The 26,402-nt window shown below is 73.9% G+C and carries 28 protein-coding genes and 1 pseudogene; 18 read left to right on the top strand and 11 right to left on the bottom strand.

The annotated features are described in order from the left end of the window. Nucleotides 1-9: 9 nt before the first annotated feature. On the bottom strand, nucleotides 10-1,587 hold the full coding sequence (locus WCD74_RS15110; protein ID WP_337695679.1) for a fatty acyl-CoA synthetase: 1,578 nt from the start codon (nucleotides 1,585-1,587) through the stop codon (nucleotides 10-12). Between the two features lie 115 nt (nucleotides 1,588-1,702). Between WCD74_RS15110 and WCD74_RS15105 the strand changes: the two genes are divergently transcribed. Further along, the gene (locus WCD74_RS15105) at nucleotides 1,703-2,311 is read left to right on the top strand and encodes a DJ-1/PfpI family protein (RefSeq protein WP_337695678.1); all 609 of its coding nucleotides are present in this window, start codon (nucleotides 1,703-1,705) and stop codon (nucleotides 2,309-2,311) included. Here WCD74_RS15105 and WCD74_RS15100 read toward each other — a convergent pair. From WCD74_RS15100 to WCD74_RS15090, 3 genes are all read right to left on the bottom strand, one after another. Further along, on the bottom strand, nucleotides 2,283-3,818 hold the full coding sequence (locus WCD74_RS15100) for a CoA-acylating methylmalonate-semialdehyde dehydrogenase (RefSeq protein WP_337695677.1): 1,536 nt from the start codon (nucleotides 3,816-3,818) through the stop codon (nucleotides 2,283-2,285). The genes WCD74_RS15105 and WCD74_RS15100 overlap by 29 nt on opposite strands. Nucleotides 3,819-3,859: 41 nt before the next feature. Next, nucleotides 3,860-4,192 carry a LysM peptidoglycan-binding domain-containing protein gene (locus WCD74_RS15095; protein ID WP_337695676.1) on the bottom strand — a complete coding sequence of 111 codons (333 nt, stop codon included), beginning with the start codon at nucleotides 4,190-4,192 and terminating at the stop codon, nucleotides 3,860-3,862. A 289-nt stretch (nucleotides 4,193-4,481) separates the two neighbouring features. Then, on the bottom strand, nucleotides 4,482-5,624 hold the full coding sequence (locus tag WCD74_RS15090; protein WP_337695725.1) for an acetyl-CoA C-acetyltransferase: 1,143 nt from the start codon (nucleotides 5,622-5,624) through the stop codon (nucleotides 4,482-4,484). Nucleotides 5,625-5,722: 98 nt separating this feature from the next. Here WCD74_RS15090 and WCD74_RS15085 point away from each other — a divergent pair, with 98 nt between their 5' ends. The 3 genes from WCD74_RS15085 (at nucleotide 5,723) to WCD74_RS15075 (ending at nucleotide 8,495) form a co-directional block, all read left to right on the top strand. After that, a complete protein-coding gene (locus tag WCD74_RS15085; RefSeq protein WP_337695675.1) occupies nucleotides 5,723-6,013 on the top strand; it encodes a hypothetical protein in 291 nt (96 codons plus the stop codon). A 152-nt stretch (nucleotides 6,014-6,165) separates the two neighbouring features. Beyond that, complete coding sequence (locus tag WCD74_RS15080; RefSeq protein WP_337695674.1) at nucleotides 6,166-6,729, top strand: TetR/AcrR family transcriptional regulator; 564 nt, start codon at nucleotides 6,166-6,168, stop codon at nucleotides 6,727-6,729. Next, a complete protein-coding gene (locus tag WCD74_RS15075; protein ID WP_337695673.1) occupies nucleotides 6,726-8,495 on the top strand; it encodes a CocE/NonD family hydrolase in 1,770 nt (589 codons plus the stop codon). Before WCD74_RS15080 ends, WCD74_RS15075 begins: the two co-directional genes overlap by 4 nt. Here WCD74_RS15075 and WCD74_RS15070 read toward each other — a convergent pair. The 3 genes from WCD74_RS15070 to WCD74_RS15060 form a co-directional block, all read right to left on the bottom strand. Continuing rightward, the gene (locus WCD74_RS15070) at nucleotides 8,486-9,106 is read right to left on the bottom strand and encodes a histone-like nucleoid-structuring protein Lsr2 (RefSeq protein ID WP_337695672.1); all 621 of its coding nucleotides are present in this window, start codon (nucleotides 9,104-9,106) and stop codon (nucleotides 8,486-8,488) included. The two genes, WCD74_RS15075 and WCD74_RS15070, sit on opposite strands and share 10 nt — an antisense overlap. 348 nt (nucleotides 9,107-9,454) lie before the next feature. Beyond that, the gene (locus WCD74_RS15065) at nucleotides 9,455-9,772 is read right to left on the bottom strand and encodes a hypothetical protein (protein ID WP_337695671.1); all 318 of its coding nucleotides are present in this window, start codon (nucleotides 9,770-9,772) and stop codon (nucleotides 9,455-9,457) included. Nucleotides 9,773-9,815: 43 nt separating this feature from the next. Continuing rightward, nucleotides 9,816-10,577: an ABC transporter permease gene (locus WCD74_RS15060; RefSeq protein ID WP_337695670.1), complete on the bottom strand. Its 762-nt coding sequence runs from the start codon at nucleotides 10,575-10,577 to the stop codon at nucleotides 9,816-9,818. 36 nt (nucleotides 10,578-10,613) lie between these two features. On the opposite strand from WCD74_RS15060, the gene WCD74_RS15055 reads away from it, so the two are divergent. From WCD74_RS15055 to WCD74_RS15020, 8 genes and pseudogenes are all read left to right on the top strand, one after another. After that, nucleotides 10,614-11,042, top strand: a complete 429-nt coding sequence (locus WCD74_RS15055) for a TIGR03618 family F420-dependent PPOX class oxidoreductase (protein WP_337695669.1) — start codon at nucleotides 10,614-10,616, stop codon at nucleotides 11,040-11,042. 110 nt (nucleotides 11,043-11,152) lie between these two features. Next, on the top strand, nucleotides 11,153-13,183 hold the full coding sequence (locus WCD74_RS15050; RefSeq protein WP_337695668.1) for an HNH endonuclease signature motif containing protein: 2,031 nt from the start codon (nucleotides 11,153-11,155) through the stop codon (nucleotides 13,181-13,183). 77 nt (nucleotides 13,184-13,260) lie between these two features. Continuing rightward, nucleotides 13,261-13,515 carry a DUF2630 family protein gene (locus WCD74_RS15045; RefSeq protein ID WP_337695667.1) on the top strand — a complete coding sequence of 85 codons (255 nt, stop codon included), beginning with the start codon at nucleotides 13,261-13,263 and terminating at the stop codon, nucleotides 13,513-13,515. A gap of 142 nt (nucleotides 13,516-13,657) precedes the next feature. Then, nucleotides 13,658-14,137 (top strand): hypothetical protein, encoded by a 480-nt coding sequence (locus WCD74_RS15040; RefSeq protein ID WP_337695666.1) that lies wholly within the window; start codon nucleotides 13,658-13,660, stop codon nucleotides 14,135-14,137. 40 nt (nucleotides 14,138-14,177) lie between these two features. Beyond that, nucleotides 14,178-16,121 carry a radical copper oxidase GlxA gene (gene glxA / locus WCD74_RS15035; protein WP_337695665.1) on the top strand — a complete coding sequence of 648 codons (1,944 nt, stop codon included), beginning with the start codon at nucleotides 14,178-14,180 and terminating at the stop codon, nucleotides 16,119-16,121. A 22-nt stretch (nucleotides 16,122-16,143) separates the two neighbouring features. Further along, nucleotides 16,144-17,301 carry an acyl-CoA dehydrogenase family protein gene (locus WCD74_RS15030; RefSeq protein ID WP_337695664.1) on the top strand — a complete coding sequence of 386 codons (1,158 nt, stop codon included), beginning with the start codon at nucleotides 16,144-16,146 and terminating at the stop codon, nucleotides 17,299-17,301. Between the two features lie 78 nt (nucleotides 17,302-17,379). Continuing rightward, a pseudogene (locus tag WCD74_RS15025) lies at nucleotides 17,380-17,445 on the top strand (hypothetical protein); the annotation flags it as partial. Nucleotides 17,446-17,516: 71 nt separating this feature from the next. Then, the gene (locus WCD74_RS15020) at nucleotides 17,517-18,017 is read left to right on the top strand and encodes a Rossmann-fold NAD(P)-binding domain-containing protein (protein ID WP_337695663.1); all 501 of its coding nucleotides are present in this window, start codon (nucleotides 17,517-17,519) and stop codon (nucleotides 18,015-18,017) included. Here the strand turns inward: WCD74_RS15020 and WCD74_RS15015 are convergent. Continuing rightward, entirely contained in the window at nucleotides 18,005-19,195 is a 1,191-nt protein-coding gene (locus tag WCD74_RS15015; protein ID WP_337695662.1) for an FAD-binding oxidoreductase, read from the bottom strand. The two genes, WCD74_RS15020 and WCD74_RS15015, sit on opposite strands and share 13 nt — an antisense overlap. Before the next feature lie 64 nt (nucleotides 19,196-19,259). Further along, nucleotides 19,260-19,412, bottom strand: a complete 153-nt coding sequence (locus WCD74_RS15010; protein WP_337695661.1) for a hypothetical protein — start codon at nucleotides 19,410-19,412, stop codon at nucleotides 19,260-19,262. 113 nt (nucleotides 19,413-19,525) lie between these two features. Between WCD74_RS15010 and WCD74_RS15005 the strand changes: the two genes are divergently transcribed. The 3 genes from WCD74_RS15005 to WCD74_RS14995 are packed head-to-tail and all read left to right on the top strand — an operon-like array spanning nucleotide 19,526 to nucleotide 21,277. Continuing rightward, complete coding sequence (locus tag WCD74_RS15005; RefSeq protein WP_337695660.1) at nucleotides 19,526-20,656, top strand: helix-turn-helix transcriptional regulator; 1,131 nt, start codon at nucleotides 19,526-19,528, stop codon at nucleotides 20,654-20,656. 51 nt (nucleotides 20,657-20,707) lie between these two features. Then, nucleotides 20,708-21,028 carry a DUF6247 family protein gene (locus tag WCD74_RS15000; protein WP_337695659.1) on the top strand — a complete coding sequence of 107 codons (321 nt, stop codon included), beginning with the start codon at nucleotides 20,708-20,710 and terminating at the stop codon, nucleotides 21,026-21,028. A 39-nt stretch (nucleotides 21,029-21,067) separates the two neighbouring features. Beyond that, nucleotides 21,068-21,277 (top strand): hypothetical protein, encoded by a 210-nt coding sequence (locus WCD74_RS14995; RefSeq protein WP_337695658.1) that lies wholly within the window; start codon nucleotides 21,068-21,070, stop codon nucleotides 21,275-21,277. Between the two features lie 62 nt (nucleotides 21,278-21,339). Here the strand turns inward: WCD74_RS14995 and WCD74_RS14990 are convergent, their stop codons facing one another. Then, on the bottom strand, nucleotides 21,340-21,993 hold the full coding sequence (locus WCD74_RS14990; protein ID WP_337695657.1) for a TetR/AcrR family transcriptional regulator: 654 nt from the start codon (nucleotides 21,991-21,993) through the stop codon (nucleotides 21,340-21,342). A gap of 53 nt (nucleotides 21,994-22,046) precedes the next feature. Here WCD74_RS14990 and WCD74_RS14985 point away from each other — a divergent pair, with 53 nt between their 5' ends. Further along, nucleotides 22,047-22,763, top strand: coding sequence for a DUF2306 domain-containing protein (locus tag WCD74_RS14985; RefSeq protein ID WP_337695656.1), 717 nt, complete (start codon nucleotides 22,047-22,049; stop codon nucleotides 22,761-22,763). Between the two features lie 69 nt (nucleotides 22,764-22,832). On the opposite strand, the gene WCD74_RS14980 is transcribed toward WCD74_RS14985, so the two are convergent. Beyond that, a complete protein-coding gene (locus WCD74_RS14980) occupies nucleotides 22,833-23,510 on the bottom strand; it encodes a DUF5134 domain-containing protein (RefSeq protein WP_337695655.1) in 678 nt (225 codons plus the stop codon). A 144-nt stretch (nucleotides 23,511-23,654) separates the two neighbouring features. On the opposite strand from WCD74_RS14980, the gene WCD74_RS14975 reads away from it, so the two are divergent. Both WCD74_RS14975 and WCD74_RS14970 read left to right on the top strand, forming a co-directional pair. After that, nucleotides 23,655-25,565, top strand: a complete 1,911-nt coding sequence (locus tag WCD74_RS14975) for a cytochrome c oxidase assembly protein (RefSeq protein ID WP_337695654.1) — start codon at nucleotides 23,655-23,657, stop codon at nucleotides 25,563-25,565. A gap of 79 nt (nucleotides 25,566-25,644) precedes the next feature. Further along, nucleotides 25,645-26,391 (top strand): DsbA family protein, encoded by a 747-nt coding sequence (locus WCD74_RS14970; protein ID WP_337695653.1) that lies wholly within the window; start codon nucleotides 25,645-25,647, stop codon nucleotides 26,389-26,391. The last annotated feature ends 11 nt before the right edge of the window (nucleotides 26,392-26,402 follow it).

Raw genomic sequence — 26,402 nt, 5'->3', positions numbered from 1 at the left:
GGGCTCGTCTCAGCCGCCGGCCAGGTCGGCGTAGGTCGACCGCAGCTCGCGCTTGAGGATCTTCCCGCTGGGGTTCTTCGGGAGCTCGTCGACCACGACGACGTACTTGGGCGCCTTGAACCCGGCGAGGCGCTCCCGGGTGTGCGCGACGATCTCCGCCGGCTCCGCGGTGGCCCCGTCGCGGAGCACCACCGCGGCCGCGACCGCCTCGATCCACTCCGGGTGCGCGACCCCGAAGACGGCGACCTCGCTGACCGCCGGATGGGCGTAGATCGCGTCCTCCACCTCGCGGCTCGCGACGTTCTCGCCGCCGGTGATGATCAGGTCCTTGGTGCGGTCGACGATCGTCAGGTAACCGTCGGCGTCCATCCGTCCCAGGTCCCCGCTGTGGAACCAGCCGCCCCGGAAGACCTCGGCGGTGGCCTCCGGCTTGCCCCAGTAGCCGCGCATCGCGTGCGGCGTGCGGTGCACGATCTCGCCGATCTCCCCCACCGGCACCGGCTGGTCGTTCTCGTCGTGCAGCCGGGTCTCGACGTTCAGGCTCGCCCGCCCCGCCGTGCCCGCCTTCGTGATCTGCTCGTCGGGGAACAGCACGGTCGCGTTCGGGGCCAGCTCGGTCTGGCCGTAGTAGTTGAACAACCGGATGTCGGGCAGCCGCTCGCCCAGTTCCCGCAGCACCGGGACCGGCATGATCGCCGCGCCGTAGTAGCCCTTGCGCAGCGACGACAGGTCGTGGCGGTCGAACTCCGGCGAGCGCAGCAGCCGGATCCACACCGTCGGCGGGCAGAACATCTTCGTGACCCGCTCGGCCGCGACCGTCGAGAGGATCGTCGCCGGGTCCGGCGAGTCGACGATGATGCTGGTCGCGCCCAGGTACACGTCCGGCGTCAGGAAGTCGTGCAGCGCGGCGCAGTGGTACAGCGGCAGGGCGTGCAGCTCCACGTCGTCGCGGTGGTACTCGCCGTCGACGATGTCGCTGAGGTACTGGGCGATCAGGTTCCGGTTCGTCATGATCGCGCCCTTCGGCGCCGAGGTGGTGCCGCTGGTGTAGAGCAGCTGCACCGGCTCGTCGTCCCCGACCTCGACGTCGGGCTCCGTCGGGTCGGGGTGCGCGAGCAGCTCGTCGAAGCCCGTCCAGCCGGCGCGCCCGCCCACCACCACCCGCAGGCCGATCCCGACGCCCGCGGCCTCGAACGTGTCGGCCAGCGCCTCCTCGACGACCGCGCCGCTCGCGGCACTGTCCTCGAGGACGTAGCGCACCTCCCCGGCGGTGAAGTTGAAGTTCACGGGCACCGAGATCGCTCCTGCGCGGGCGAGCGCGAAGTAGGCGACGACGAACGCGTAGGAGTTGTGCGAGAAGATCGCCACGCGGTCGCCCCGGGCCACACCCCGCGCGAGCAGGGCGTTCGCGACCCGGTTCGCGTCCGCGTCGAGCTCGGCGAACGTCCGCCGCGTCTGCCGGTGGACGATCGCGGTCCGGCCCCCGACCTTGCCCGCCGTACGGGAGAGCAGGGTGCCGATCGTCTGGCGGCGCGCCCGGGCGAGGTCGGGCGTGTAGGACGGCAGGTACGACCCGAGATCGCTCACGGGAGTCATCCTCGGGCGTCTGTGCGCCGTCGGACAACGATCGTGGCACGATCCTGGCGAACCATGGCGTCCCGGCCACTCGTTCCCGACGGCGGGTCGGGGCAGGGTCGGTGCCATGCGGATCGAGATCGTGGTGTTCGACGGCTTCGACGACCTGGACGCGTTCGGGCCGCACGAGGTGTTCTCGCACGCGTCCAAGCGGCTCGACGGATGGACGTCGACGCTGGTCGGAGTGGATGAGCCAGGCACGGTGACGAGCGCCCACGGCGTCGTCATGAGCGTCTCCGAGGTGCTGGGTGAGCCCGACCTCGTCGTCGTCCCGGGCGGCGGCTGGTTCGTCGAGGGGACCGGCGCGCGGGCGGCGGCCGACCGCGGCGTGCTCCCCCGCCGCCTCGTGGAGCTCGCCGAGCGGGGCACGATCGTGGCGTCGGTCTGCACCGGCGCGATGATCCTGGCGGCCGCGGGCCTGACCGCCGGCCGACCCGCCGTCACGCACCCGAGCGCGATGGACGCGCTCGAGGAGTCGGGCGCGCTCGTCCGGCGCGAGGAGCGGGTGGTCGACGACGGCGATCTGGTGACGGGCGGCGGGGTCACCTCCGGCATCGACCTCGCCCTGCACCTGATCGCCCGGGAGGTCGACCCGGACACCGCGCGCGCCGTGGCGGCGCACATGGTCTATCCGCCGCAGGTCGAGCTCAGCCGTTCTGCGGGAACCCCAGGTTGAGCCCGCCGTGCGACGGGTCCGGCCACCGCGTCGTCACGACCTTGCCGCGCGTGAAGAAGTGCACCCCCTCGGTGCCGTGGGCGTGGGTGTCGCCGAAGAGCGAGTTCTTCCAGCCGCCGAAGGAGTAGTAGGCCATCGGCACCGGGACCGGGACGTTCACGCCGATCATCCCGACCTCGACCTCGTTCTGGAACCGCCGCGCGGCCCCGCCGTCGTTGGTGAAGATCGCGGTCCCGTTGCCGTAGGGGTTGGCGTTGACCAGGTCGACGGCCTCGTCGTAGGTGTCGACCCGGACGACGCTCAGGACCGGCCCGAAGATCTCGTCGGTGTAGACGCTCATGTCGGTGCCGACGTGGTCGAGCAGGGTCGGGCCGACGAAGAAGCCGTGCCCGTCGGCGTCGAACTCGCCCTGCCGCCCGTCGACCACGACGGTCGCGCCCTCGCGCTCCCCGGCGTCGACGTAGCCCGAGACGCGTTGCTGCGCGGCCCTCGTCACCAGCGGCCCCATGTCGCACGAGCGGCGACCGTCCCCGGTGCGCAGGCCCTCCGCGCGGGTCCGGACCTTGTCCACGAGCTCGTCGGCGATCCCGCCGACCGCGACCAGCGCCGAGATCGACATGCATCGTTCGCCGGCCGAGCCGAACCCGGCGTTGACGGCCTGGTCGGCGGCCAGGTCGAGGTCGGCGTCGGGCAGCACGACCATGTGGTTCTTCGCGCCGCCGAGCGCCTGGACGCGCTTGCCGTGCGCGGTGCCGGTCTCGTAGACGTACCGCGCGATCGGGGTCGACCCGACGAAGCTGATGGCCTTGACGTCGGGGCTGGTCAGCAGGCCGTCCACGGCCACCGCGTCGCCGTGGACGACGTTGAAGACGCCCTCGGGCAGCCCGGCCTCCCGCCACAGCTCCGCCATCCACAACGCCGCCGACGGGACCTTCTCGCTCGGCTTGAGCACGACGGTGTTGCCGGCGGCGATGGCGATCGGGAAGAACCACATCGGCACCATGGCCGGGAAGTTGAACGGCGAGATGATCCCGACGACGCCGAGCGGCTGGCGCACCGAGTGCACGTCGACCCCGGCGGAGGCGTTCTCGGTGGCACCACCCTTGAGCAGGTGCGGCATGCCGCACGCGAACTCCACGACCTCCTGGCCGCGGGCGACCTCACCGGCGGCGTCGGAGAGGACCTTGCCGTGCTCGGCGGTGATCAGCTCCGCGAGCTCGCCGGACCTAGCGTTGAGCAGCTCCCGGAACCGGAACAGAATCTGCGTGCGCTTCGTCAGGGAGGTGTCCCGCCAGGGGCCGAACGCGTTCCTCGCGCGGCCGATCGCGTCGACGACCTCCCCGGCCGAGGCGAGGGGGACCCGCTTCGTCACCCGGCCCGTCGCCGGGTCGGTCACGTCACCGAAGTTCCCGCTGCCGCCGGGCGTCGCCGCCCCGCCGATCCAGTGGGTGAGCTCGACGACCTCGCCGGAAGCCGCAGTGGTCTCGGTGTCCTCGAGCGTCGTCATGGGTGTGGTCTCCCTCGGTGATCCGACCGGTCGTCGAGCGGTCAGCGGACGACCAGGCGTCGCCCGGGACGGATGAGGTCCGGGTCCACGACGTCGTTCCGCGCGGCCAGGGTCTCGACGGGTACCCCCTGCGTGGCAGCGATGCTCGACAGAGTGTCCCCCGGGCGCACGGTGTACACCGCAGCATCCTCGCGCCCGGGCGTCGCGGACGATCCGATCGACAGGGACGACACGAACTCGCCGAGGCTCGTGCCCACCGCACCGAGGGCACGGCCACCGGCCCGCGCGGTGCCCGCCGAGCTCGTGGGCTCGGAGATGACGGCGACGAGCAGGACGACGAGGACCACCAGGCCGACCACTCTCGCCACCCGCACGCCTCGGATCTTCAGCGATGGCCGCGCGCCGTGCGAGGCCGATCAGCGAGCTTGGGCGGATCGGCGCAGACGGTTGGTGCCGTCGCCGAGTGCCGCCCGGCAAGATCTCGTTGCGCCGCGCGGAATGGGGCGAGGACCGATCGGTCCGCGCGGCCCGACGGGATCTTGCGGAGATCCGCCGGCATGGGACCTCGCCGGAGTGGTGATCATCGCCGACCGCTGAGGCACGAACGGGCCGTTCATCACGATCTTTCGTGATGAACGGCCCGCTCGTACGGAGGCGTGAGGCCTACACCCGCTCGATGATCGTCGCGTTCGACTGCCCGCCGCCCTCGCACATCGTCTGCAGCCCGCGGGTGCCCCCGGTGCGCTGCAGCTCGTGCACGAGCTTCGTCGCGAGCACCGCGCCGGTGGCGCCGAGCGGGTGGCCCATGGCGATCGCGCCGCCGTTGACGTTGGTGCGCTCCAGCGGGGCGCCGGTCTCCTCGGCCCAGGCGAGCACGACGGAGGCGAACGCCTCGTTGCACTCGAAGAGGTCGATGTCGTCGATGCCGAGACCCGCCTTCTTGAGCACCGAGCGGGTCGCCGGGATCGGGCCGGTCAGCATCAGCACCGGGTCCTCCCCCACCACGGCCATGGTCGAGACCTTGGCGATCGGCTCGAGGTCGTGCGTGCGCATGGCCTCCTCGGACGCGATCAGCATCGCGGCGGACCCGACCGACACCTGCGACGACACCGCCGCCGTCAGCGCGTAGCCCTCGCGCAGCGGTGGGAGGGAGGCCATCTTCTCCAGGTCGACCGAGGGGCGGATGCCCTCGTCGCGGTCGAGGTGGTTCAGCGGGGCGATCTGCCCGGCGAAGCGGCCCTCGTCGGTGGCGGCCGCGGCGCGCCGGTGCGACTCGACCGCGAACTCCTCCATCCGCTCGCGGCTGATGCCCCACTTCTCCGCGATCAGCTGGGCGCCGCGGAACTGGCTGATCTCCTGCTCGCCGTAGCGCTGAATCCACTTCTCGCCCTCGCGGCGGGTGCCCATCCGCTCCAGGACTGCGGCGTTCGCGTCGATCGGGACGATTGCCATGTTCTCCACGCCGGCCGCGACCACCAGGTCCTGCGTGCCGGACATGATCGCCTGCGCCGCGAAGTGCAGCGCCTGCTGCGACGACCCGCAGGCGCGGTTGATCGTGGTGCCGGGCACGTGCTCGGGCAGGCCCGCCGACAGCCACGCCGTCCGGCCGATGACCCCCGCCTGCGGACCGAGCTGCGTCACGCACCCCATGAGCACGTCCTCGACGGCCCCCGGGTCGACCCCCGTCCGCTCCATCAGGGCCGTCAACGCGTGCGCCCCGAGGTCGGCGGGGTGGACGTCGGCGAGCTTGCCCTTCCGGGTCCCGACCGGCGAGCGGACGGCGTCGACGATGTAGGCCTCGGGCACGGTGCCTCCCACGGGCGTGGTCACGGACGGCCCCAGTCTCGACGGAAGGGCCGGGCGCACGCCAGCGCAGCGCGATGATCACGGCGTGACGTCGTGAGATGGCCAAGAACAAGAAGACCCCGGACACGACGTCCACCGAGCTCGTGCCGGTGGCGAGTCCCGCCACCCCCGCCGCCGCGCCGCAGCCGACCTTCGCCGACCAGGTCGGGGAGGTGGTCACCGGGTCCGTGCGGACCGTGCGGGGCGTCCTGCCCACCCGGCGGCTGCCGGTCTACCTGGCCGGAGCGGCGCTGGCCGTCACGGGCCTGGTCGAGGCACCCGGCCTGATCGCCGCCGGCCTCGCCTACGAGGCGCTGCGCCGCTGGGAGCCGGCGCCCGCCGCCCACTGATCGTCCTGTCGGACGCGCACGGCCCGGTTGAGCGCGACAGCCGGGCCCGCCCGGTACTCCTGCGTGATCGGGCGGGCACGGGCCGAGGTTCACCTTGACGACGGCGCCCGCCCCTGCGTCTCCTTGGTTGGTCTACCAACGAGGAGCGTGAGATGACCGGCCGTCGGGACGAGATCGTGGAGGCGGCGCTCGCCGTCATCCGCGAGTCCGGGCTCACCGCGTTCACCCAGCCCCGCGTGGCCCGCCGGACCGGGCTGCGCCAGAGCCACCTGACCTACTACTTCCCGACCCGCGACGAGCTGCTCGTCGCCGTCGCCCACGAGGCGGTGCGGCAGCGCCTCGTCGCCCTCGGGCCCGTCGGCACGGCGCCGACCGCCGGGGCGAAGGTCGCCGCCCTCGCCGCGGTCCTGGTCGCCCCCGAGCAGACCCGTGTGCTGCTCGCCCTCACCCAGAGCGCCGACGTCGTCCCCGACGTGCGGCTCGCGATGGTCGAGCTCGGCCGGGGCCTCATCCCGCTGGCCGCCTCCCTCCTCGGCGCGTCCGGCGCCGAGATCACCCCGGCCGCCCTGGACGTCCTGCAGTCCACCTCCACCGGCATCGCCGTGCTCGCGCTCGCCCAGGGAGGGGAGGCGTTCCGCCCGCGCGCCGAGGCCGCCCTCACCGCGGTGCTGCACGGACTCGCCGTCACGAACCCGCTCCGAGAGGCCCGACCATGACCACCCGCGTCCGCATCCCGCTCAAGCCCTCGACCGCAGGACCGCAGTACGCCGGCTGGACCCCGCGCACCGTCGCCATGGAGGGCCTCGGCAACCGCGTGCTCGCCGGTCAGTCCGTGCCCGTGGCCGACGGCGTCACGCTCAACGCCGACGTCTACACGCCCGCCACCCCGGGGCGGTACCCGGCGGTCGTGTCCTTCGGCGGCTACAACACCGAGTGGCACACCGCGGGGGTGCCGACCGGCTCCAACGAGATCGGCTCGCCTCCCGTGTTCACCGACCGCGGGTTCTGCCCGGTGATCGTCGAACGACGGGGCATGGGGCGCTCGACCGGCGAGCAGGTCATGTTCTTCGACCCGCAGGACGTCGACGACCACGAGAAGGTCATCGCCTGGGCCGCGGGGCAGCCGTGGTGCAACGGCGAGGTCGTCCTGTTCGGCACCTCGTACTACGGCATGACCCAGCCGTTGGTCGCGGCCCGCCGCCCGCCCGCGCTCAAGGCGTTCTTCGCGAACGAGATCTGCACCGACTTCGTCCGGCACCTGCAGCTCTTCGGCAGCGTGCCGTCGGCGTTCTTCCTCGCGCTCTGGATGGGCGCGAACTTCACCGAGGCCCGCTACCGCCAGACGATGCCGCCGAACCGGCGCGCGCTGATCAGCCGGGTCACCAACGGCCCGCTGCACCCGCTGCTCGAGAAGATGGTGCACCGCAACGTCGACACCCTCTTCGAGCGGTTCATGGCGGCGACCCCGGTCGAGTTCGTGCGCGAGATCTACGCCCGGTGGATGTTCGACGAGAAGACGCGCGAGTCCTCGACGATGCCGGTGGGGTCGGCGCCGGTCCTGGGCGAGATCGAGGTGCCGTTCGCGGTCGTGCAGAACCTCGGCTACCTCAACCTCCACCAGTTCGGCAGCTACGACCTCGCCGAGCACGCCGGCACCCCGGCCGACCGGCGGTGGCTGATCCTCGGTCCGCCCGAGTACGACCTGCCGGTGTACGCGTGGGAGGGCGAGGCGCTCGCGTTCTTCGACCACGTCCTGCGCGGGGTCGAGAACGGGTACGACGCCCAGCCGCGGGTCCGCTACTGGGTCGACGGCGACGACGGGTACGCGACGGCGGCCGCGTTCCCACCGCCGGACGGCGAGGTCGTGCACCTGCAGCTCGCCTCGAGCGGCGCGGACCACGAGACCCACCGCCTGACGACGGAGGCCGCACCCGCCGGGTCGAACTCGTGGGCCGCCGTGCCCCGCGGGGTCCCCGTGCTCGGCGGGATGGACCAGCTGGCCAACCAGCTGCTCCGTTTCGAGCTCCCGGTCACCGAGGAGACCCACCTCGCGGGCCCGGTCACCGCCCACCTGAGCTTCAGCTGCACCGAGATCGACTCCTACGTGCTCGCGCGGCTGTCCCGAGTCGATGCGGCCGGCGCCTCACATCTGCTGTCGATGGGCGCCGTCCGGCCCGTCGCGCGCACCGAGGACACGGCCCGTAGCACCGCGGTCGAGATCGCGATCGACCCCGGGCGCCGGGAACCCCTGACGCCGGGCGAGCCGGTCGTGCTGCGGTTCAGCCTCACCCCGGGCCCAGTGCACCTGCGGGCGGGCGAGCGGTTGCGCCTCGAGCTCGGCAGCCGGACCGACCTGCTCATCGAGGGCCCGAGCCAGGGCTACGTGCAGTTCGACCTGCCGGTCCCGCCCTACCTGTGCCGCAACACCGTGCACCTCGGCGGGGAGAGCCGGCTCGAGGTCACGCGCGTGCCTCAGCCCTGACGGGCCGCCCACGCGTTGTAGTTCGCGATGAGGTCCTTCTTGAGCTGGCCGCGCGGCTTGACCTCGATGCCCTCGTCGACCGCCCAGGCGCGGATCGTCTCGCGCTCGGGGGCGGTCAGGCCGTCACGGCCGCGGGGCTGCTCGTCGGTGTCGGTGTCGGTCCCGGTGTCGGTGGCGGTCTCGGAGACGGTCTCGGTGGCTGACTCCGGCTGGCTCTCGACGGCGCTCGCCTCCGGCTCGGACGTCGGGCGGGCGAGCAGGGACGCATCGCCCGCCTCGAAGGCCTGGATCACGTACGCGGGGAGGCGACCCCGCGCCGACAGCGAGGCGCCGTGCTCGTCGGCCCAGGCCCGGATCTCCTGGTTCCGCTCGCGCGAGGACGAGTTCGACGAGGCCGGCGTGCGGCCGGGAGCCGGCTCCGGCGCCGCGCGACGTCCCCCGGTCCGCCGGGCCGCCGCGAGGTAGGGCTCAAGCGTGGACCGCAGGTCGCCCGCGTGCGCGGTGGTCAGGTCGATCTCGTACGACGCGCCGTCGAGACCGAAGCCGACGGTCTCGTCGGCGGTGCTGCCGTCGATGTCGTCGACCAGCGTGACCGTCGTCCTGGTGGCCATTCCTGCGCTCCTCGGGGTGGCCTGGGCGTGTGGTGTCGGGACGCCGGTCCCCCTCGGGCCTGTTCCTCGGGGCGATGTCCTACCAGGTACCCGGCGTCCCCGCCGCGAGAATCGCCCAGGTCACAGGCCACAGATCGCCAGCAGGCGATCGCGGGGCGACGGCGAGTCCGACTCCCCGGCGGGCAGGAGGATCCCGACCTGACGCCACAGCTCCGCGCGCGGCCCGAGCCCGACGAGCACCGCGGCGGCCAGCTCGTCGTCGAGCGGCGAGGGCGTCCCCAGCGCCCGGGCCAGGGCCTCCGCGCCGAGCGTGCGCGCGACGACGAGCTGCCACAGGTACTCCTCGACCTAGCAGTCCCCGAACGAGCAGTGCACGGTGCCGGCGAGGTCGTCCACGCGCTCGGCCGCCGCCCGCGCCCGCGCTGCCAGGTCCGGGAACGCGCCGATCTCCGGCTCCCCCGCCTCGGCCATCGTCTCCCCCGCGAGCTGCGACGGGACCCACGCCTCGTCCCGCGCGATGTGCGCGACGGCCTCCCGCAGCGGGCGGCGCCCGAGGGGGTCGGAGGCGAAGACGGGCTCGAGGACCACGCCCCACCCGTCGTCGGGAACGGAGGAGATCACCCGCTCGATCGCGCGGTCGGCGGCGAGGAACGTCGAGATCGGCATGGCGACGAGCGTGGCGGAAATGGCGGACAGGTCCGGTCCGCGATCACCCGGTCCGAGCCGCGATGAGGCGTTCCGCGAGGCCGGCGAGCCAGTCCACCAGCAGCGCGAGCGCGGCGACGAGCGACCCGGCGACGACAAGCACGGAGATGCGGTTGAGCAGCAGCGCCTGCTGCACCAGCGCACCGAGGCCGCCGGCGCCGATGTACGAGGCGAGGGTGGCGGTGCCGACGTTGAGCACCAGCGCGACCCGCACCCCGGCCACGACGACCGGCATCGCGAGCGGGATCTCGACGTCGAGCAGCGTCCGGCGCGCGGACATCCCCATCCCGCGGGCCGTCTCGACCAGAGACGGGTCGACGTCCTTCAGCCCGACGATCGTGTTCCGCAGCACCGGGAGCAGCGCGGCGAGCGTCAGCCCGAGGACCGCGCTGCGCGTCCCGAAGTCCCAGAACCCGAGCAGGATCAGCACCCCGAACGCGGGCAGGGCCTGGGCGAACCCGCCGAGGGCGGCGACGGCGGTCGCGACCGTGGCGAACCGCGGACGGCTGAGCACCAGCCCGAGCGGCACCGCGACGACCAGCACGAGCACCGTCGAGTACAGCGTCAGCTCCAGGTGCTCGGCGAGCTGGCCGACGACGTTCGCCGGGTCGAGGGCGCGTTGCTCCAGTGAGTCGAGGCGGGAGCCGTAGACCGAGCCGAACGCCACCGCCAGCCCGACGACGATGACGGCGGGGACCAACCAGAGGTCCGGCCCGGCCTGCCACCGGCGCTCGTCGACCGTGCCCCCGAGCGCCACGTCGACCATGGTGGACGTGGCCGTGCGGTCGGGCAGGATGGGCGGATGGAGCTCGCGGAGTGGGGCGCCCTGGCGGCCGAGGAGCACGGTCTCGTGGTCGTGGCGACGGCGCGGGCCGACGGCTCGATCCAGTCGTCACTGGTCAATGCAGGCGTCCTGGCACATCCCGTGGCCGGGGGCGACGTCCTCGCCTTCGTGACGGCGGGTCGGGCCAAGCTGGGCAATTTCCGGAGCCGGCCGTGGACCGCGGTCACGGCGCGGTCGGGATGGCGGTGGGGCACGGTCGAGGGGACCGTCGAGATCGCCGGCCCCGACGACCCGCTACCCGGCGTCGACGACGTCCCCGCGCTGCTCCAGACGATCTTCACCGCCGCCGGGGGAACGCACGACGACTGGGACGAGTTCGACGCCACCATGGCCCGGGAGCGGCGGGCGGCCGTCCTCGTGACGCCGACCCGGGTCTACTCGAACTGAATGGTCCGGCCGCTGACCCGGAGATCGTGACCGTTTCGTGATCTTCCGGGTGGCTGCCGACCTGGGCTTTCCGGCCGTGACTGTCGGGGGTTCGCTCTAGTGTTCGAATCATGAGCATGGTGGTGGACTCCGAGGCCCCGGTGGGGTCCGAGGCGCCGCGCGCTATCGACCCCACGGAGCTGTCCGAGCTGCCCGGTGAGGCGGTCGATGCGGGGATGAGCGCCCAGTTCGCCGCCCTGAATGTGGCGGCCTGGCAGTTCGCCCGCTACGTGTTGGAGTGCTCCCGGGCCCAGGCCGGCACCACCGAGCGAGTGATGACCCGTCGACGGGCCGGGAAGGTCGTGGCGGAGTCGCTGGGCTGGTCGCAGGGCTACGCCGCCTCCCGCATCGAGTTCGCCCGCCAGGTGTTGGAACGCCTGCCGCGGCTCGGGGCCGAGATGGCCACCGGACGCCTGGAGGAACGCAAGGCGGCGATGATCACCGACCTGGTCGCCGATCTGGACGATGCGCAGGCCCGCGAGGTCGTCGAGCAGGTCCTCGACGCCGCCCCGACGCTGCCGTACACGGCCTTGCGTCAGCGGGTCGCCCGCGTGGCGGCGGCCGTCGACCCGGACTGGTGGGAGCGGCGCCGCGCCGCGGCGGTCGCGCGGCGGCGGGTGACCTTGCGTTCGGCGCCGTCGGGGGCTGCGGAGCTGTGCGGGCTGGACCTGCCCGAGGACCCCGCCCAGGACGCCCACGACCGGATCGTCGCCCTTGCGCACGCCGCCCACCGTCGCCTGGCGGGAGCGGGGATCCGGGTGCCGGTCGGGGAGCTGGAGTGCGAGGTGATGCTGACCCTGACCGGACCGGCCGGGGCCGGGATGTACGACCTCGACGTCGTCGAGCACGTCACCGCCCTCTACGGCGGCCCCACCTGCAGCGACCCCGACGACCCCGACGGTGGTCCCGACGACCCGGACGACAGGCCCGACGACCGCGGGTCCGACGGTGACGGTCCCGGCGACCGCGAGACCGAGACCGAGACCGAGACCGAGGAGCCTGTTGCAGGCGCCGAGGACCTCTCCGACGGCGACGCTTCCGGCGACGGCGGGGGTCCGGGCGAGAGTGACGCGCAGTCCGGCGGGCGAGCAGCGACTCCGGTCACCGCCGGCGGCGCCGAGAGCCAGGCGCCGGTGGTCGCGTTCCGGGCGCGGACGGTGCTGCGTCTGGAACTACGCACCGTCCTCGGCCTGGACCGCCGCCCCGGCGAACTGCCAGGCCAGGGCCCGATCGCCAACCCCGAAGCCGTGGCGATGGCCTGGGCCCGCCGACACTGCCGCTGGCGGGTCGCCCTCTACGACGACTCCGGCGCCCTCGAACACGTGCTGTCGGTGCGGCCCCCTGCCACCGGGCCACCCCCGGTCGGTGGGCGCCGCCGCTCCCAGGTCATCGAGATCACCGCCCACACCCGCGACCTGGACACCCTCGCCACCGCGTTCGGCACCGACCAGCTGCCCTTCGCCGACCTCAGCCCGCTCGGCCCGATCCCCGAGCACCTGCCCACCGTGCCCGGCGACGCTCTCGGGTTCCTGCGCCGCACCGCCCGCGCCCTCGCGCGCGAACGCGCCCGCCCCGACCACGAACACCCCGCGGTCACCCGCGCGGAAGCCGGGAACCGGTTCCCCTCGCTGCGGCTGCGCGACTGGGTCAGCGCCCGCGACCGCACCTGCCGCGCCCCCGGCTGCACCCTCGACGCCACCGCCTGCGACACCGACCACACCCTCGCGGTCACCGACGGCGGACAGACCGTCGCAGACGACCTCGGCGCCCTCTGCCAAGCCGACCACCTGTTCAAACACGACGACGACGCCGGCTGGACCGTGCTCCAGACCGCCCCCGGGCACTTCGAGTGGACCTCCCCCACCGGCCGGGTCCACGTCCGTGAACCCGAGCCCTACAGCCCGCTACCCGCTCCGGTCACCCGTACCTGGATCCGCCACCCCGACGACGACCGACGATCCCGCCCGACACCACCCGGCACCCCACGCCCCAACCGCCACGGCCTGATCACCGACGCCTCCCGCGATACGCAGAGCCACCTGTGGCGACGCGCCCGACGACGACGCGACGAGGAGATCGACCTCGATCCGCCGCCGTTCTGACCGAGGCCGACCCCCGTCGACGATCGCGACCTCCGTCGGGACTGCCGGGCGTGGACACGTACGCGATGCTTCACGGCATGGCCGACGAACCCCGCACCGATGCCGAGCTCGCCCGCGCGATCGACGAGAACGCCGAGGCGGAGCACGCGATCCGCAACGCCGCCCACGGCGGGCTGAGCGACGCCGACGCCGACCGGGTGCACGAGCTCCAGGTCGAGCGCGACCGGCTCTTCGACCTCAAGCGGCAGCGCCAGGCCCAGCGGGACGCCGGGTCGGACCCGGGCGACGCGCACGAGCGCGACGCGGGGACCGTGGAGGGCTACCGTCAGTAGATGTGAGATCCGTGTGACGCACAGTCACACCGAACCGGCACGTCACCGCCAACCGGCGACACGGGTGCCGAGAACGAGCACCTAGAGTGTCCACGTGCGGACGAGCGGACACGAATCGGACAGCAGTGTCCGGCGCGTCCCCGTGGCCGCTGCGCTGGCCACCGCGCTGGCGCTCGCCGCCCACCTGCTCGGCGGCGGTGCCCGGCCGACCGGCATCGTCCTCACCGTCGTCGTCGGGCTCAGCGCGGTCGTCTCGCTGGTCGCCCTCCGCACCGGCCGCGTCTCCCGCGGCCCGTGGACCGCGCTCGCCGTCCTGATCCTGGGTCAGGTCGCGTGCGAGGCCGTGCTCGCGGCCGCGGACCACCACGTCGTCACCGCCGTGGCCGCCCTGGGCGTGCACGGGGCGGCCGCGCTCGCCGCCGCCCTGCTCCTGCTCGGCGGCGCCCGCCTCGCCGACGACCTGCGCGCCACCGCCGACCGCGTCCTGCTCCGGCGCTGGTGGCACCGCCCCGGCCTCGCGCGACGCACCCGCGCCGCCGCCCCGACCGGCCGTCACGACGAGCGCCGGGCCGGCCGCACGGTCGCCGCCGCCGGGGCGAGGGGTCCGCCGGTGCCCGTCTGACCGCACGGGCCCCGTCCGACCTCCCCCGAGAGGAGGTGCCGTGCTGCGCTCCTCGCGCCGCCTGCGACCTCTCGTCCTCACCGCGATCGCCCTCGCCGTCCTGCTCGGCGTCAACCTGCCACCCGCCGTCGCCTACGTGCAGGACTGGCAGTACCAGCGGCTGATCAACTCCCTCGACTACCAGCGCCAGTTCGGCAAGTGGGACGTCCTGGACCTCCCCGTCGACCAGCGCGTCAACGCGATCCACTCCGCCCTCCTGCCCAGCGGCAAGGTCATGCTGATCGCCGGGTCCGGCAACAAGGAGGACATGTTCGCGACGAAGGCCCTCAAGAGCCTTCTGTACGACCCCGCGACCGGGCAGTCACGGGTCATCCCGGTCCCCGATGACATGTTCTGCGCGGGTCAGACGCTCCTTCCCGACGGCAGGCTCCTGGTCGCGGGCGGGACCGCCCGCTACGAGAAGCTCGACGGCGCCGTGACCTTCGCCGGCGGGGCGATGCGGGTGAAGAACGAGAACCCGGACGTCGCCCGCGACATCCCGGCCGGCACCGAGTTCGTCTCCCCCGAGGGCAAGGCCTACCGCACGATCCGGCCGAACGTGGTGCCGCCGGCGGCGAAGGTCGCGACCCGCACCGGCGCCACCGTCACCGCCGCCGAGGAGCGCGTCTTCGTCGAGGCGGTCGCCCCCGGACCGCAGGGCATCACGCTGCAGCCGGGCCTGCAGTACTCGATCACCGGTCTCCAGGGGCCCGCCGCCAAGGACGTCTACGGCCTGGGCGAGGCCCTGACCCTGGACAAGCAGAACTACCAGGGCACCGAGAGCGCGTTCACCTTCGACCCGGTCGCCGAGACGTGGACCCGGGTCGACGACATGGACTTCGCCCGCTGGTACCCGACGCTGACCCCGCTGCCCAACGGCGACGTCCTGACGCTCTCCGGGCTGGACAACATCGGCAACGTGCTCAACGGCGAGACCGAGCACTTCGACCCGCGCACGAACCGCTTCGTCGAGGACAAGCAGCTCACGCAGTACTTCCCGACCTACCCCGCGGTGTTCACCACCGAGGTGCCCGACCGGCTCTTCTACACCGGCACCAACTCCGGGTACGGCCCCGCGGAGGCCGGACGGCTGCCCGGCTTCTGGAACCTGGACACCAACGTCCTGACCCCCGTGCCGGGCCTGCGCGACCCGAACCTGCTCGAGACGGGCGGCTCGGCGTGGCTGGGGCCGGTGCAGGACCAGCGGATGGTCGTGGTCGGCGGCGGCGGCATCGGGGAGAGCCCGCTGACGACGGGACGCATCGACGAGATCGACCTGGACGCCCCGGACCCGGCCTTCCGCCCCGGCCCGGTGCTGCCCGACCCGGTGCGCTATCCCAACCTCACGACGCTGCCCGACGACTCGATGCTGATCAGCCACGGCTCGCGGGACTACCGCGGCAAGGGCGACTCCGACGTCCTCGACGCCCACCTGCTGCGGCCGGGCGCCGAGCCGGGCGGCACGCTCGCCGACGCGGCCGACCCGCACGTGGGGCGCAACTACCACGGGCAGGCGGTCCTGCTGCCCGACGGCCGGGTCCTGACGGCGGGTTCGGACCCGCTGTTCGACGACGAGCGCAACACGATCCCGGGCACGTTCGAGCAGCGGGTCGAGATCTACAGCCCGCCCTACCTGTTCCAGGGCGGCGAGCGGCCGGAGATCACCGCGGCGCCGGACACCGTCCGGCGCGGCACCACCGTGCGGGTGGAGACCCCCGACGCGGAGCGGATCGACAAGGTGCGCCTGATGCGGCTCATGTCCTCGACGCACGTGACCGCGGTGGACCAGTTCTCGGTGGCCGTCGACGCGCGCCCCGCCGGCCCGGGGGCGCTGGAGCTGACCCTCCCGGCGGAGATCGAGACGATGCAGGTCGGCAACTACATGCTCGTGCTGGTCGACGACCGCGGGGTCCCGTCGGTGGGCGAGATGGTGCGGGTGCCGTAGGGAGGTCGGCACGATGGAGCCCGTGACCCGGGTCAGCGATCGCCCCGTCCCCACCGTCGACGACGTCCGTGCGCGGGTGGAGTCCCTGCTCCCGGAGGTGCGCGCCCGCGCGGCCGAGACCGAGCGGGCGTGCACGCTGCCGGCCGACCTCGCGGCGACCCTCGAGGACGCCGGGGTGTTCCGGCTCCAGCGCGTCCGGGCCCTCGGTGGGCTGGAAGCGGACCCTGCGGTGATCCTCGACGTCATCGAGCGCCTCGCGCACGCGGACGCCTCCACGGCATGGGCGGCGCTGATCGGCATGACGGCGTCGTCGTTCTTCGGCCGCCTCGACCCCGCCGTCGCCGGGGCGATGCTGGGCGAGCGGCCCGGTGCCGGCGCGAGCTGCGTGTTCGCCCCGACCGGGACGGCGGTGCCCGACGGCGACGGCTTCCGCGTCACGGGCCGGTGGGAGTGGAACTCCGGCGTGAAGCACACCCCGTGGCACCAGGTCGGGGCCGTCGTCCCCGGCACGGAGGGCCCCGAGACGCGGGTCGTGTTCCTCGCCGACGACGAGGCGGAGGTGGTCGACCACTGGGACACGATGGGCCTGCGCGGCACCGGGAGCCACGACGTCGCGGTGCACGAGGTGTGGGTCCCCGCCGAGCGGACCTTCGCCGGTCTCACCGCCGCCTGCGCCCACGACGGCCCCTACGCCCGCTTCGGCATCGGCGACCTGGTCAACGTCGGGGTCGTCGCCTTCCCGCTCGGCGTCGCGCGCCGGGCCGTCGACGAGTTCGTGGAGCGTGCGCGCGGCAAGACCCGCGGCTTCCGGTCGCGCTGGTCGGTCGGCGAGGACTCCGAGGTGCAGGCCGCCGTCGGGCGCGCGGAATCCGCGCTGGCCGCGGCACGGGTGTTCGCCGACACCGCCGCCGCCGAGCTGTGGGCCTCGGTCCGGGCCGGCGAGCCGGACCCGCGCGCCCAGGGCCGGCTCGCGATGGCGACCGCACACACGCTGCGGACGGCCGTCGCGGCGGTCGACGTCTGTTACCAGCACGCCGGCGCCTCCTCGATGCGCCTCGACGATCCCCTGCAGCGCTGCTTCCGCGACCTCCACGCGGTCGCCGGGCACGTCTTCTACTCCGCCGAGACCGACCGCACCGTCGGGCGCTTCCGGCTCCAGCCGCCGGAGGCCAGCGAGTGAGAGCACTGCTCTTGCTTTCTCGATGACCGGTGTGCCACCGTTGCGAGAGCAGCGCTCTCTGATGCGAAGGTGGTCGGGATGACGACGGTGCTCGTGACGGCGGCGACGGGGATGATCGGGGCGGAGCTCGTGCCGGAGCTGCGCGCCCGCGGGGTGGACGTGCGGGCGATGACCCGCCGCCCCACCGGTGCGCCGATCTCGCCGTCGCCGCGGGCGTGCGCCGGCTGGTCCTGCTCTCCCAGCTCGGCGCCCGCACGGACTCCCCGGTGCGGTTCCTGCGCTGGCACGCCGAGGTCGAGGCGCACGTGGCCACGCTGCCGCTGGAGGTCACCGTGCTGCGCCCGAACCTGTTCACCCAGGCCGTGCTCGGCGCGCTGCACGACGGCGTGCTCGGCGCCCCGATCGGCGACGCCCGGGTGAGCGTCGTCGACGTCCGCGACATCGCAGCGGTGGCCGCCGTCGTGCTCACCGAGGAGGGGCACGCCGGCGCGACCTACACGTTGACCGGGCCGGCCGCGGTCACCCACGCCGAGATGGCGGCCGCGGCCGGCGCCCGGTTCGTCGACCTGGGAGAGGACGCCTTCCGTGACGCCCTCGGCGGGGTCCTCCCGCCGTGGCAGCTCGACGGGCTGGTCGAGGACTACGCGCACTACCGCCGGGGCGAGGCCGAGGCCGTCGACCCGGCGGTGCGCACCCTCCTCGGTCAGGCCCCGTAGGTCCTGCGCACCTCCTCCAGCCGGGTCGCCGTCGCGTCGTCCCACAGGGCGGGCAGGACGCCGCCGTGCGCGGCCCCGAGGAAGTTCGGCAGGGCGCCGACCGCCCACGGGGCGACCGCGTCGGTCACGCCCTTCACGACGACGGGTGAGACCCCGGCCAGCGGCGGCACCATCGGCGCGAGGGCGTAGAGCCCGAACGGCGCCTGCCGACCCGCGACCGAGTCCAGCGTCGGGGCCCGCGTGATCGCCCCGCCGAAGGCGCGGAGCTCCGCCATGATCAGCGGCGTCTCCACCCCGGGCCCGGCCACTGCGAGCAGAGCCTCGATCGCCGCGTCGGGCAGTTCGCCGAGCAGGGCGGAGCCGTCCCACGTCGGCATCGGGTCGGTCGGGTCGGCGTGCACCGCGTCGATCGCGGCGAACGGCATCTCGGTGACGAGGTCCGCGATCGGCTCCACGCCCAGCTCGCGCATCGGAGCGAACAGCGCCGCCCCGTCGTCGCCACCCGCCGTCGTCGTGAAACGCACGTGTACCACGAAGCGCCCCTGGAGGAAGGGCGGGAGCGCCGGGTCCGGGGGCAGGCGCAGCAACGCGACCGAGCTGGACGCGTGCTCGGGCAGGGTCGCCACCCAGTCCCGCCAGGCGGGCAGGACGGTGGGCGCGGCCTCGCCGGGCAGGAAGAGCCCGCCGCCGTAGAACCGCGTGATCGGGTGCAGCGCCACCTCCATCTCGACGACGGTCCCGAAGCCGGCCTTGCCGCCACGCAGCGCGGCGAGCAGGTCCGGGTCGTCGTCGGTGTCGACCAGCTCGCCGGCCCCGCTGACGAGGCGGGCGCGCAGCAGGTGGTCCGAGCCGACGCCGTACTCGCGGGAGAGCGGACCGTGGCCGCCGCCGAGCAGGAAGCCCGCGACCCCCACTCCCGACGACGAGCCGCAGATCGGGGCGAGGCCGTGCGGGGTGGCGGCGGCGATGACCTGGGCCCACGTGGCGCCGCCGCCGACGGTCGCGACCCGGCGTTCCGGGTCGACGTGCACGTCGTCGAGGTGGCGGGTGGAGATCAGCAGCGAGCCGGCGAGGTCGGTGGCGAGGCCGTGTCCGGTGGCCTGGACGGTGACCGGGAGCCCCTCCGCGCGGGCACGGCGGAGCGCGGCCACGACGTCGTCGGGACCGCGGGCCTCCACGACCAGAGCGGGACGTGGTCGGTGCGCGGTGTTGAACGGGGCGACCGCGGCGTCGTAGGCCGGGTCAGAAGGCGAAAGGGTCGCGGGGGATGCGGTCGTGGCGGGAGATGCGGCGGACATGGTGGGTCTCCTTCGAGGGCGTCGTGGTCGTCGAGGTCGGCCGGGCCTGATCACGGCGGGTGACCAGCGCGGTACGGCCGGGATCGGTGATCGGCACGAGGAAAAGCCTGCTCCACGCTTCCTGCGGCGCCCATCCCAGCGCCCTGGGAGATCCGCATCCCAGAAATCTGGGATACCTCGAATGCCTCATCAGAAGCTACGGTGTGTCACATGACGGCGGTGAGCCCCGAGCGGGTCCGCGGGCAGCTCGACGCCCTCGCGGTCGCGGGCCTGGACTGGCAGACGTTCGGCCACACCGCGATGGAGACGCTGCACCGCGCCATGCCGTTCGCGGCGAGCTGCTTCGGGTCCGTCGACCCGAGCACCCACATCGTCACCGCGAGCCTCAAGAGCGGCGGCCTGGACGACGACCACGACGGCGAGTGGTCGTTCCACGAGTACGAGGTCGAGGACGTCTACGACTTCCGCACCCTGTGGAGCGCCGGCGCCGGGGTGGTGACGCTGCACGACGCCACCGGTGGCGACCTCGTGCGGTCCCGGCGCTACGAGGAGCTGTTCTCCCCGGTCTGGGACTTCTCCGACGAGCTGCGTGTCACCCTGCGCGTCGACGGGGTCGCCTGGGGTGCACTCGCCCTGTTCCACGGCGGCGGCCGGACGTTCTCCGCCGCCGAGCAGGCGTTCGTCGGGTCGGTCGCCGAGAGCCTGGCGCGCGGGGTGCGCAGCGGGCTCATCGCGGCGGCGGTCGGCGACGACGGCCGGGTGCGGGCCTCCGGGCCGGCGGTGCTGGTCGTGGACGCGGCCGGCGAGGTCGCCCAGGCCAATCTCGGCGCGGCGGAGCGGCTCGCCGACCTGGGCTGCGCCGACCTCGGCGCGGCCCCGCTCCCCCAGATCGTCAACGCCCTGGTCGCCGCGGCCCGCCGTGCGAGCGTGACGCCGGGCTCGGCGACGCCCCGCGCGCGGATGCGGACCGCGAGCGGTGGCTGGGTGGTCGCACACGCGTCGCCGCTGCTGGGCCGGGACGGCGGGGCGCCGGACGTCGTCGTGACGATCGACGACGCGCGCCCCCCGGAGATCATCCCGCTCGTGGTCGCCTCGTACGGGCTCACCGAGCGGGAGCGCGACGTGGTGTCCCAGGTACTGCAGGGCGTCGACACCGCCGACATCGCCCGCTCGCTGCACCTGTCGGCCTACACCGTGCAGGACCACCTCAAGCGGGTGTTCGCCAAGGTCGGCGTGCGGAGCCGCCGGGAACTCATCGCGCAGGTGTTCACCGACCACTACCTGCCGCAGATGGCCGGCGGCGCGGACCTGGCGCCGTCGGGCTGGTTCGCGGCCTCCTAGCAACGGGCGGAACCGGGCCACGGCGTCGGAGCCGCGCGCTACCGTCTCGTCATGAGCGCTGCGCCGAGCCACACCGCGGAGTCGCACCCCCTTCTCCAGGGCGCGTCGCCCCGCACCATCGGTGAATGGCTCTCCCCTGAACTGCGTCGCCGCTTCGTCCGCGACTACGAAGCGGCACTCGATCGCGCTCGCGTCGACCTCGACCTCGAGGGCCTCCACGAGGAGGTCGAGCGTTGGCGACAGATCGCAGTCCTGCAGACCGACCCCGTCGGCTTCCGGCGCACCATGCGCCGGGCCGCCGAGATCGCCACCGGAGAGCCGTCGCCCGAGGACGAGGCATGGGAGACGACCCTCGCCAAGGCCGGCATGTAGGTGTATCTCGTCGACGACAGCGCGGTCGGGGACGTCGTCGTGAAACTCCCCCGTGAGCTGCTCGCGAGCCTCGCCGAGCTCCGCGTCGCTCTCGAGGTCGCTCCGTGGTCGGTCGGTGCGCCCCTGGTACCCACGAACCCGGCAGGCCTGCGGCGCGTCGCGTTCGGCGACCGAGGCCGCGCCCAGGTCGTCTACGGCGTGATCGATCGGGACCGCCTGGTCTCGCTGCTCCAGCTCATCTGGCTCTGAGTCCGGGGCGGAAGGAGACGCGCGGGCCTGGCCTCGGCGCGCGACGCCGTCGCGCCGAGAGATCACTCGCCGGTCGACTCGCACCCTCGAAGGACGACCTCCAGGCCCGCCTCGAACATGACGTCGTCCCCGGGTCCGGCGCCGTTGCCGCCCCGTAGTTGGTCCAGCAGGTGCGGGTAGTCGTCAGCCCGGCCGGACGCCTCGATATCGGTGGCAGACGGTGCGCGGTCGCCGATCGGGGTCGAGGCCCCGCGGACGTAGGCGTTGACCGCCGTCAGGACGACCATGGAGTCGCGCGGCCCGAGACCGTGCGCCGCCGCGTGCGCGAGGAACGCCTCGCCCCAGCCGCACTCGGCCGGCCCCATCCGGAGCGACCCGGTGACCAGCGGCAGGGTCCACGGGTGCGCCCGGAACACCGTCCGGTTGGCGCGGGCCCATCGGGCGAAGCCCTCCCGGCGATCCGCACCGGCCAGGTCGGGCGGCGGGCCGATCGCGGTGTCGACCATCAGCGCGAGCAGGGCGTCCTTGTGCGGCACGTGCCGGTAGAGCGACATCGGTGCCGCGCCGAGGGTCCGGGCCAGCCGAGGCATCGAGACCGCGTCGATCCCGTCGGCGTCGGCCACGTCGACGGCGGCCTCGACGATCCCGTCCCGGGTCAGTGCGGGACGCCCCCGCCGTGCAGCAGCGGGCGGGGCCCAGAGCGTGTCGACCTCCATGGCCGCAGGTTACCCGTAGACAGCCCTACGCGACATGCGTAAGGCTTACGCACGTGACCACCACACTGTCTCCCCCGCCCGCCCCGAGCCATCGCCGGGAAGCCCGCCGTGATCCGCGCCGGGTCACCATCGGGCTCGTCGTGTTCGCCGTCGTCTGTGTCGCGTTCCTGGCGTTCTCCCTGCCGCCGTACCTGTCGGTCGACCCGGCGCAGTCCCGTGTGGTCCCGCGCGCCGACTACCCACTGCACTACCCGCTGCTGTGGGCGCACATCGTGTTCGGCACGGTCGCCCTGCTGACGGCGTGCCTGCAGATCTGGCCCTGGCTGCGGCGGACGCATCCGCGGGTCCACCGCTGGTCGGGCCGGATCTACCTGGTCCTGGGCGTCCCGCCGGGCAGCATCGTCGTGCTCGGCGTCGCCCCGGTCAGCACGACGGGCCCGATCTCGGCGGTCGGGAACACGATGCTCGCCCTGCTGTGGTTCGGCACCGCCGTGGCCGGCTGGAGAGCCGTCCGGGAGCGACGCTTCGCCGACCACCGGGCCTGGATGATCCGCAGCGTCGCGCTGACGTTCTCGATCGTCGTCAACCGCGCCTGGATCGGCCTCTACCTGGGCCTCTTCGCCGCGGCCGGCCTCACCCTCGACCAACCCACGATCATGGCGGCAGCGGGCGCCTCGGTCTGGTCCAGCTGGATCGTCAACCTGCTCGTGGCCGAGTGGTTCCCGCTCCGGCGCCGTCACGCTCCGCAGACCAGCGCTCACGCCGGGTAGCGCGACCCTCGCCTCCTCGCCCGAGAACCGATTCCACCGGAATCGGTTCTCGCGTACCTGTCGGGGTCGTCAGACCCCGAGGAGCAGCATCGCGGCCATCGCCAGCCCCATGCCGGCCTGGCCGATCAGCTGCACCCGCCCGTGCGCGAGCACCCGGACCGGACGGACGAGGGTGGCGACGGACCCCTCGGCTGCCGGGGCCTCCTCGACCCGCGGACGACGCGCGAGCACGACCGCCGTCACGATCGCGTGCCCGACCAGGTACAGCGCGAGCGCCGCGGCGACCCACTGCACCCCGCTGATCCCCGGCGCCGGCGCAGCGTGGTGCATGCCCGGCATCCCGTGGTCCATCTGACCCATCTGGCCGGACGACGTCGGCACCATCGCCAGGTACATCACGACCATCGCGGCGTCGAGCGCCGCCAGGTGCACCGGGTGCCCGGTGCACCGGTCGCACCCGACGATCGACCCGAGGGTGTCGCCGAGCAGCCGCGAGGTCAGCAGCACCCCGAGCCACCCCACGGCCGCGATCCCGAAGACGAGCACGCCGACGCCGGGGACGACCAGGTCCGCGGTCGCCGGGGCGACCATCAGGACCATCGCCACGCCCATCACCACGTGGTTCGCCTCGGCGAGGGCCAGCCGCGTGCTGCGCCGCGTGCCGTGCGCGGCCAGCGAGAGCGCGCACAGTCCCGTCGTCAGGACGAAGACCGTCGCGATCGCGACGCCCGGCCAGCCCTCCACCACGGTGTCCTCCCTGCGGCTCGTCTCCCGGGGAGACCGTACGGGGCGCTCAGGTGCTCTCAGCTTCGCGGAACCGGTGCCGCGCTGTGAACCCCCCGCGGGCTGGGGGACACTGGTACGACACGCTGTCGTACGAGGAGGTCACCGGTGGTGGCGCGTCGCTTCCTGACGGCGGGTACGGCCGCCGTCCTCGCCGTGCTCGCCGTGGTGCTCACCGTGCGCGGCGTCGGCGACGCCCCCTTCCGCGCCTTCGGGGTCTCGACGCCGGGTGAGGGGCTGCGGCTCGCGACCCCGCTGCTGCGGGTGGTCGCCGGCCTCGCGGCGGGGTTCACGCTCGGCGGGCTCGTCGCGGCGGTCGGGGTGGTCCCGGGACGGCGCGAGGGGGCGAAGCTCTCGGCCGACGGCTACGTCGCGGTGCGCCGGGCGGGGCTCGCGGCGGCGGTGTGGGCGGTGGCGGCGTCCGTGCTCGTCGCGCTCACGGTGGTCGTCGGGACCGGGGGCGACATCCGCGTCCTGACGATGCCGGACGCCTTCCTGGCCTCGCTCGGTGCCCTGGAGGAGCCCGCGGGCCTGCTCGTCGCCGCCGTGGCGGCCGCCGTCGTCGCCGTGATGTGCCGGGCGACGTTCTCGTGGCGCACCGCGGTCGGCGCGCTGGCGCCGGCCGCGCTCGCGGTCGTGGCGCCGGTGGCCACCGGCCCGGTCGCGAGCACCGGCGCCGGGCACGACATCGCGACCGACGCCGCCGTGCTCGCCGCCCTCGCGCTCGCGGCCTGGCTCGGCGTCACCGCCACGGCTGGCGCGCACCGGCGGGCGGGGCGGCCGTCCGCGGAGGTCGTCGCCCGCCGGGCCCGCCGGGTCGGGCTCCTGTGCGGGCCGGTGGCGTTCGCGGGGCTCGCCGTCGTGGCGGCGTACCTCGTGCGCGACGGCTGGACCACGCTCTACGGCCTGCTCGCCGTCCTCCAGCTCGTGCTGGTGCTCGCCGCGGGCCTCGTCGCGACCCTCGCCCCGCGCCGCCCGACCGTGACGGCGGGTCTGCTCGCGGCCGGCACCGTCGTGTCCGCCCTGCTCGCGGCCGGACTCCCGCCCGGCCTGCTCCGGCCGGCCAGCACCCAGGAGACGCTGCTCGGGTTCGAGCTGCCGGGGCCGCCGACCCTGCTCGGGATCCTCGCGCCCGGGCGGGTCAGCGTGCTGTTCGACGTCCTCGCCCTCACCCTCGCCGGCGTGTACGTGGCGGGCGTGCTGCGGCTGCGGCGCCGCGGCGATGCGTGGCCGCCCGGGCGGACCGCCGCCTGGGTCGGCGGGTGTGCTCTGCTGCTGTGGACCACCACGAGCGGGTTCGGCGAGTACTCGATGGCGATGTTCAGCGTGCACATGGGCAGCCACATGCTGCTCTCGATGCTGGTCCCGATCCTGCTGGTGCTCGGGGGCCCGGTGACCCTCGCCCTGCGCGCGCTGCCGGCCGGCGAGGACCCGCCGGGGCCGCGGGACTGGCTGCTCTCGCTGATCGCGTCGCCGGTGTCCCGGTTCCTGACGCACCCCGTCGTCTCGCTGGTGATCTTCGTCGGCTCGTTCTACGCGCTGTACTTCTCGCCGATCTTCGGCGCCGCGTTGCCGTACCACTGGGCGCACCAGCTGATGAACCTGCACTTCATCGCCACCGGCTACCTGTTCTTCTGGCCGATCATCGGCGTCGACCGCTCGCCGCGGCCGCTCCCGCACGTGGCGCGGCTGGCGCTGCTGCTGGCGTCGATGCCGTTCCACGCGTTCTTCGGGGTGGCCCTGCTCGGCGCGGACACGGTGATCGGCGAGCGCTTCTTCGCCGACCTCGCCCTGCCGTGGGTGCCGGACCTGCTGCGCGACCAGTCGCTCGGCGGCGGGATCGCGTGGGCGGCCGGGGAGGTCCCGCTCGTCGTCGTGATCATCGCGTTGCTGGTGCAGTGGTCGCGGCACGACCGCGTCGAGGGCGAGCGGCACGACCGCCGCGCCGACCGGGACGGCGACGCCGAGCTCACGGCCTACAACGCGATGCTGGCCGACCTGGCCCGCGGTCGCCGCTGACCGCACCCGCCCGACCGCGCGTCGGACCCGCCGTCGGGAAAGGGTCCAGAGAGCGATCCGACGGGCCGTCGGGTCGGGCATGGGCAGGCGTGTGGAGTCCGGGGCGACGCGTCAGGGGTCGCGGGTGCCGATGATCGTCGGGATCGTCGTGGTGGCGGTGCTGGCCGTGGTGATCGGCGGGGTGGTGCTCACCCAGCGGACCGGTTCGAGCGGCTCGGCGGACCCGGCGACCCCGGCGGGCTCGATCCCGATCACGCGGGCGGGGTCGCAGTTCCCGACGGAGGTCGACGGGTCCGTCGTCGTCGCGGGGCGTTCCGCGAAGAACACGCTCGACGTCTACGAGGACGCCCTCTGCCCGGCCTGCCAGCAGTTCGAGGCCAAGGGCGGCGCGCGGATCGCGAAGGTCGTCGCGGACGGCAAGCTGCGGGTGCGCTACCACCTCGTGAACATGCTCGACCAGCGCTCGCAGCCGGTCGGGTACTCGACGCTGGCCGGGAACGCGCTGCTGTGCGGGGCCGAGAACGGGATCTTCCCGGACCTGCACGTCAGCCTCTACACCGCGCAGCCCGAGGAGGGCGGTTCCGGCTACACCGCCGACCAGATCGTCGACCTGGGGCAGCGCCTCGGGGCCGGCCCGGCGTTCTCCGAGTGCGTGCGCAGCGGCAGGCACGACGGCGCGCTCGCGGACAACCTCGCCCGCGCCGCGAAGGACCCGAAGCTGCGCCACCAGCAGACCGGCAGCTTCGGCACCCCGGCGCTGGTGGTGGACGGGACGATGCTGCAGCCCGGCGATACCCGCCTGGACCGGATCGCGCCCGCGGTGTGACGTCGTCAGGT

The sequence above is a fragment of the Actinomycetospora aurantiaca genome, from assembly GCF_037401875.1.
GTDB classification, from domain to species: domain Bacteria; phylum Actinomycetota; class Actinomycetes; order Mycobacteriales; family Pseudonocardiaceae; genus Actinomycetospora; species Actinomycetospora aurantiaca.
Note: the sequence above shows the minus strand (reverse complement) of the source record. Positions and strands in the feature narration are given on the sequence as shown.

Coding starts and splice junctions, on each gene's coding strand:
- WCD74_RS15105 (WP_337695678.1), top strand. CDS start 1,703: ATGCGGATCGAGATCGTGGTGTTCGACGGCTTCGACGACCTGGACGCG.
- WCD74_RS15100 (WP_337695677.1), bottom strand. CDS start 3,818: ATGACGACGCTCGAGGACACCGAGACCACTGCGGCTTCCGGCGAGGTC.
- WCD74_RS15085 (WP_337695675.1), top strand. CDS start 5,723: ATGGCCAAGAACAAGAAGACCCCGGACACGACGTCCACCGAGCTCGTG.
- WCD74_RS15080 (WP_337695674.1), top strand. CDS start 6,166: ATGACCGGCCGTCGGGACGAGATCGTGGAGGCGGCGCTCGCCGTCATC.
- WCD74_RS15075 (WP_337695673.1), top strand. CDS start 6,726: ATGACCACCCGCGTCCGCATCCCGCTCAAGCCCTCGACCGCAGGACCG.
- WCD74_RS15070 (WP_337695672.1), bottom strand. CDS start 9,106: ATGGCCACCAGGACGACGGTCACGCTGGTCGACGACATCGACGGCAGC.
- WCD74_RS15065 (WP_337695671.1), bottom strand. CDS start 9,772: ATGCCGATCTCGACGTTCCTCGCCGCCGACCGCGCGATCGAGCGGGTG.
- WCD74_RS15060 (WP_337695670.1), bottom strand. CDS start 10,577: ATGGTCGACGTGGCGCTCGGGGGCACGGTCGACGAGCGCCGGTGGCAG.
- WCD74_RS15055 (WP_337695669.1), top strand. CDS start 10,614: ATGGAGCTCGCGGAGTGGGGCGCCCTGGCGGCCGAGGAGCACGGTCTC.
- WCD74_RS15050 (WP_337695668.1), top strand. CDS start 11,153: ATGAGCATGGTGGTGGACTCCGAGGCCCCGGTGGGGTCCGAGGCGCCG.
- WCD74_RS15045 (WP_337695667.1), top strand. CDS start 13,261: ATGGCCGACGAACCCCGCACCGATGCCGAGCTCGCCCGCGCGATCGAC.
- WCD74_RS15005 (WP_337695660.1), top strand. CDS start 19,526: ATGACGGCGGTGAGCCCCGAGCGGGTCCGCGGGCAGCTCGACGCCCTC.
- WCD74_RS15000 (WP_337695659.1), top strand. CDS start 20,708: ATGAGCGCTGCGCCGAGCCACACCGCGGAGTCGCACCCCCTTCTCCAG.
- WCD74_RS14990 (WP_337695657.1), bottom strand. CDS start 21,993: ATGGAGGTCGACACGCTCTGGGCCCCGCCCGCTGCTGCACGGCGGGGG.
- WCD74_RS14970 (WP_337695653.1), top strand. CDS start 25,645: ATGGGCAGGCGTGTGGAGTCCGGGGCGACGCGTCAGGGGTCGCGGGTG.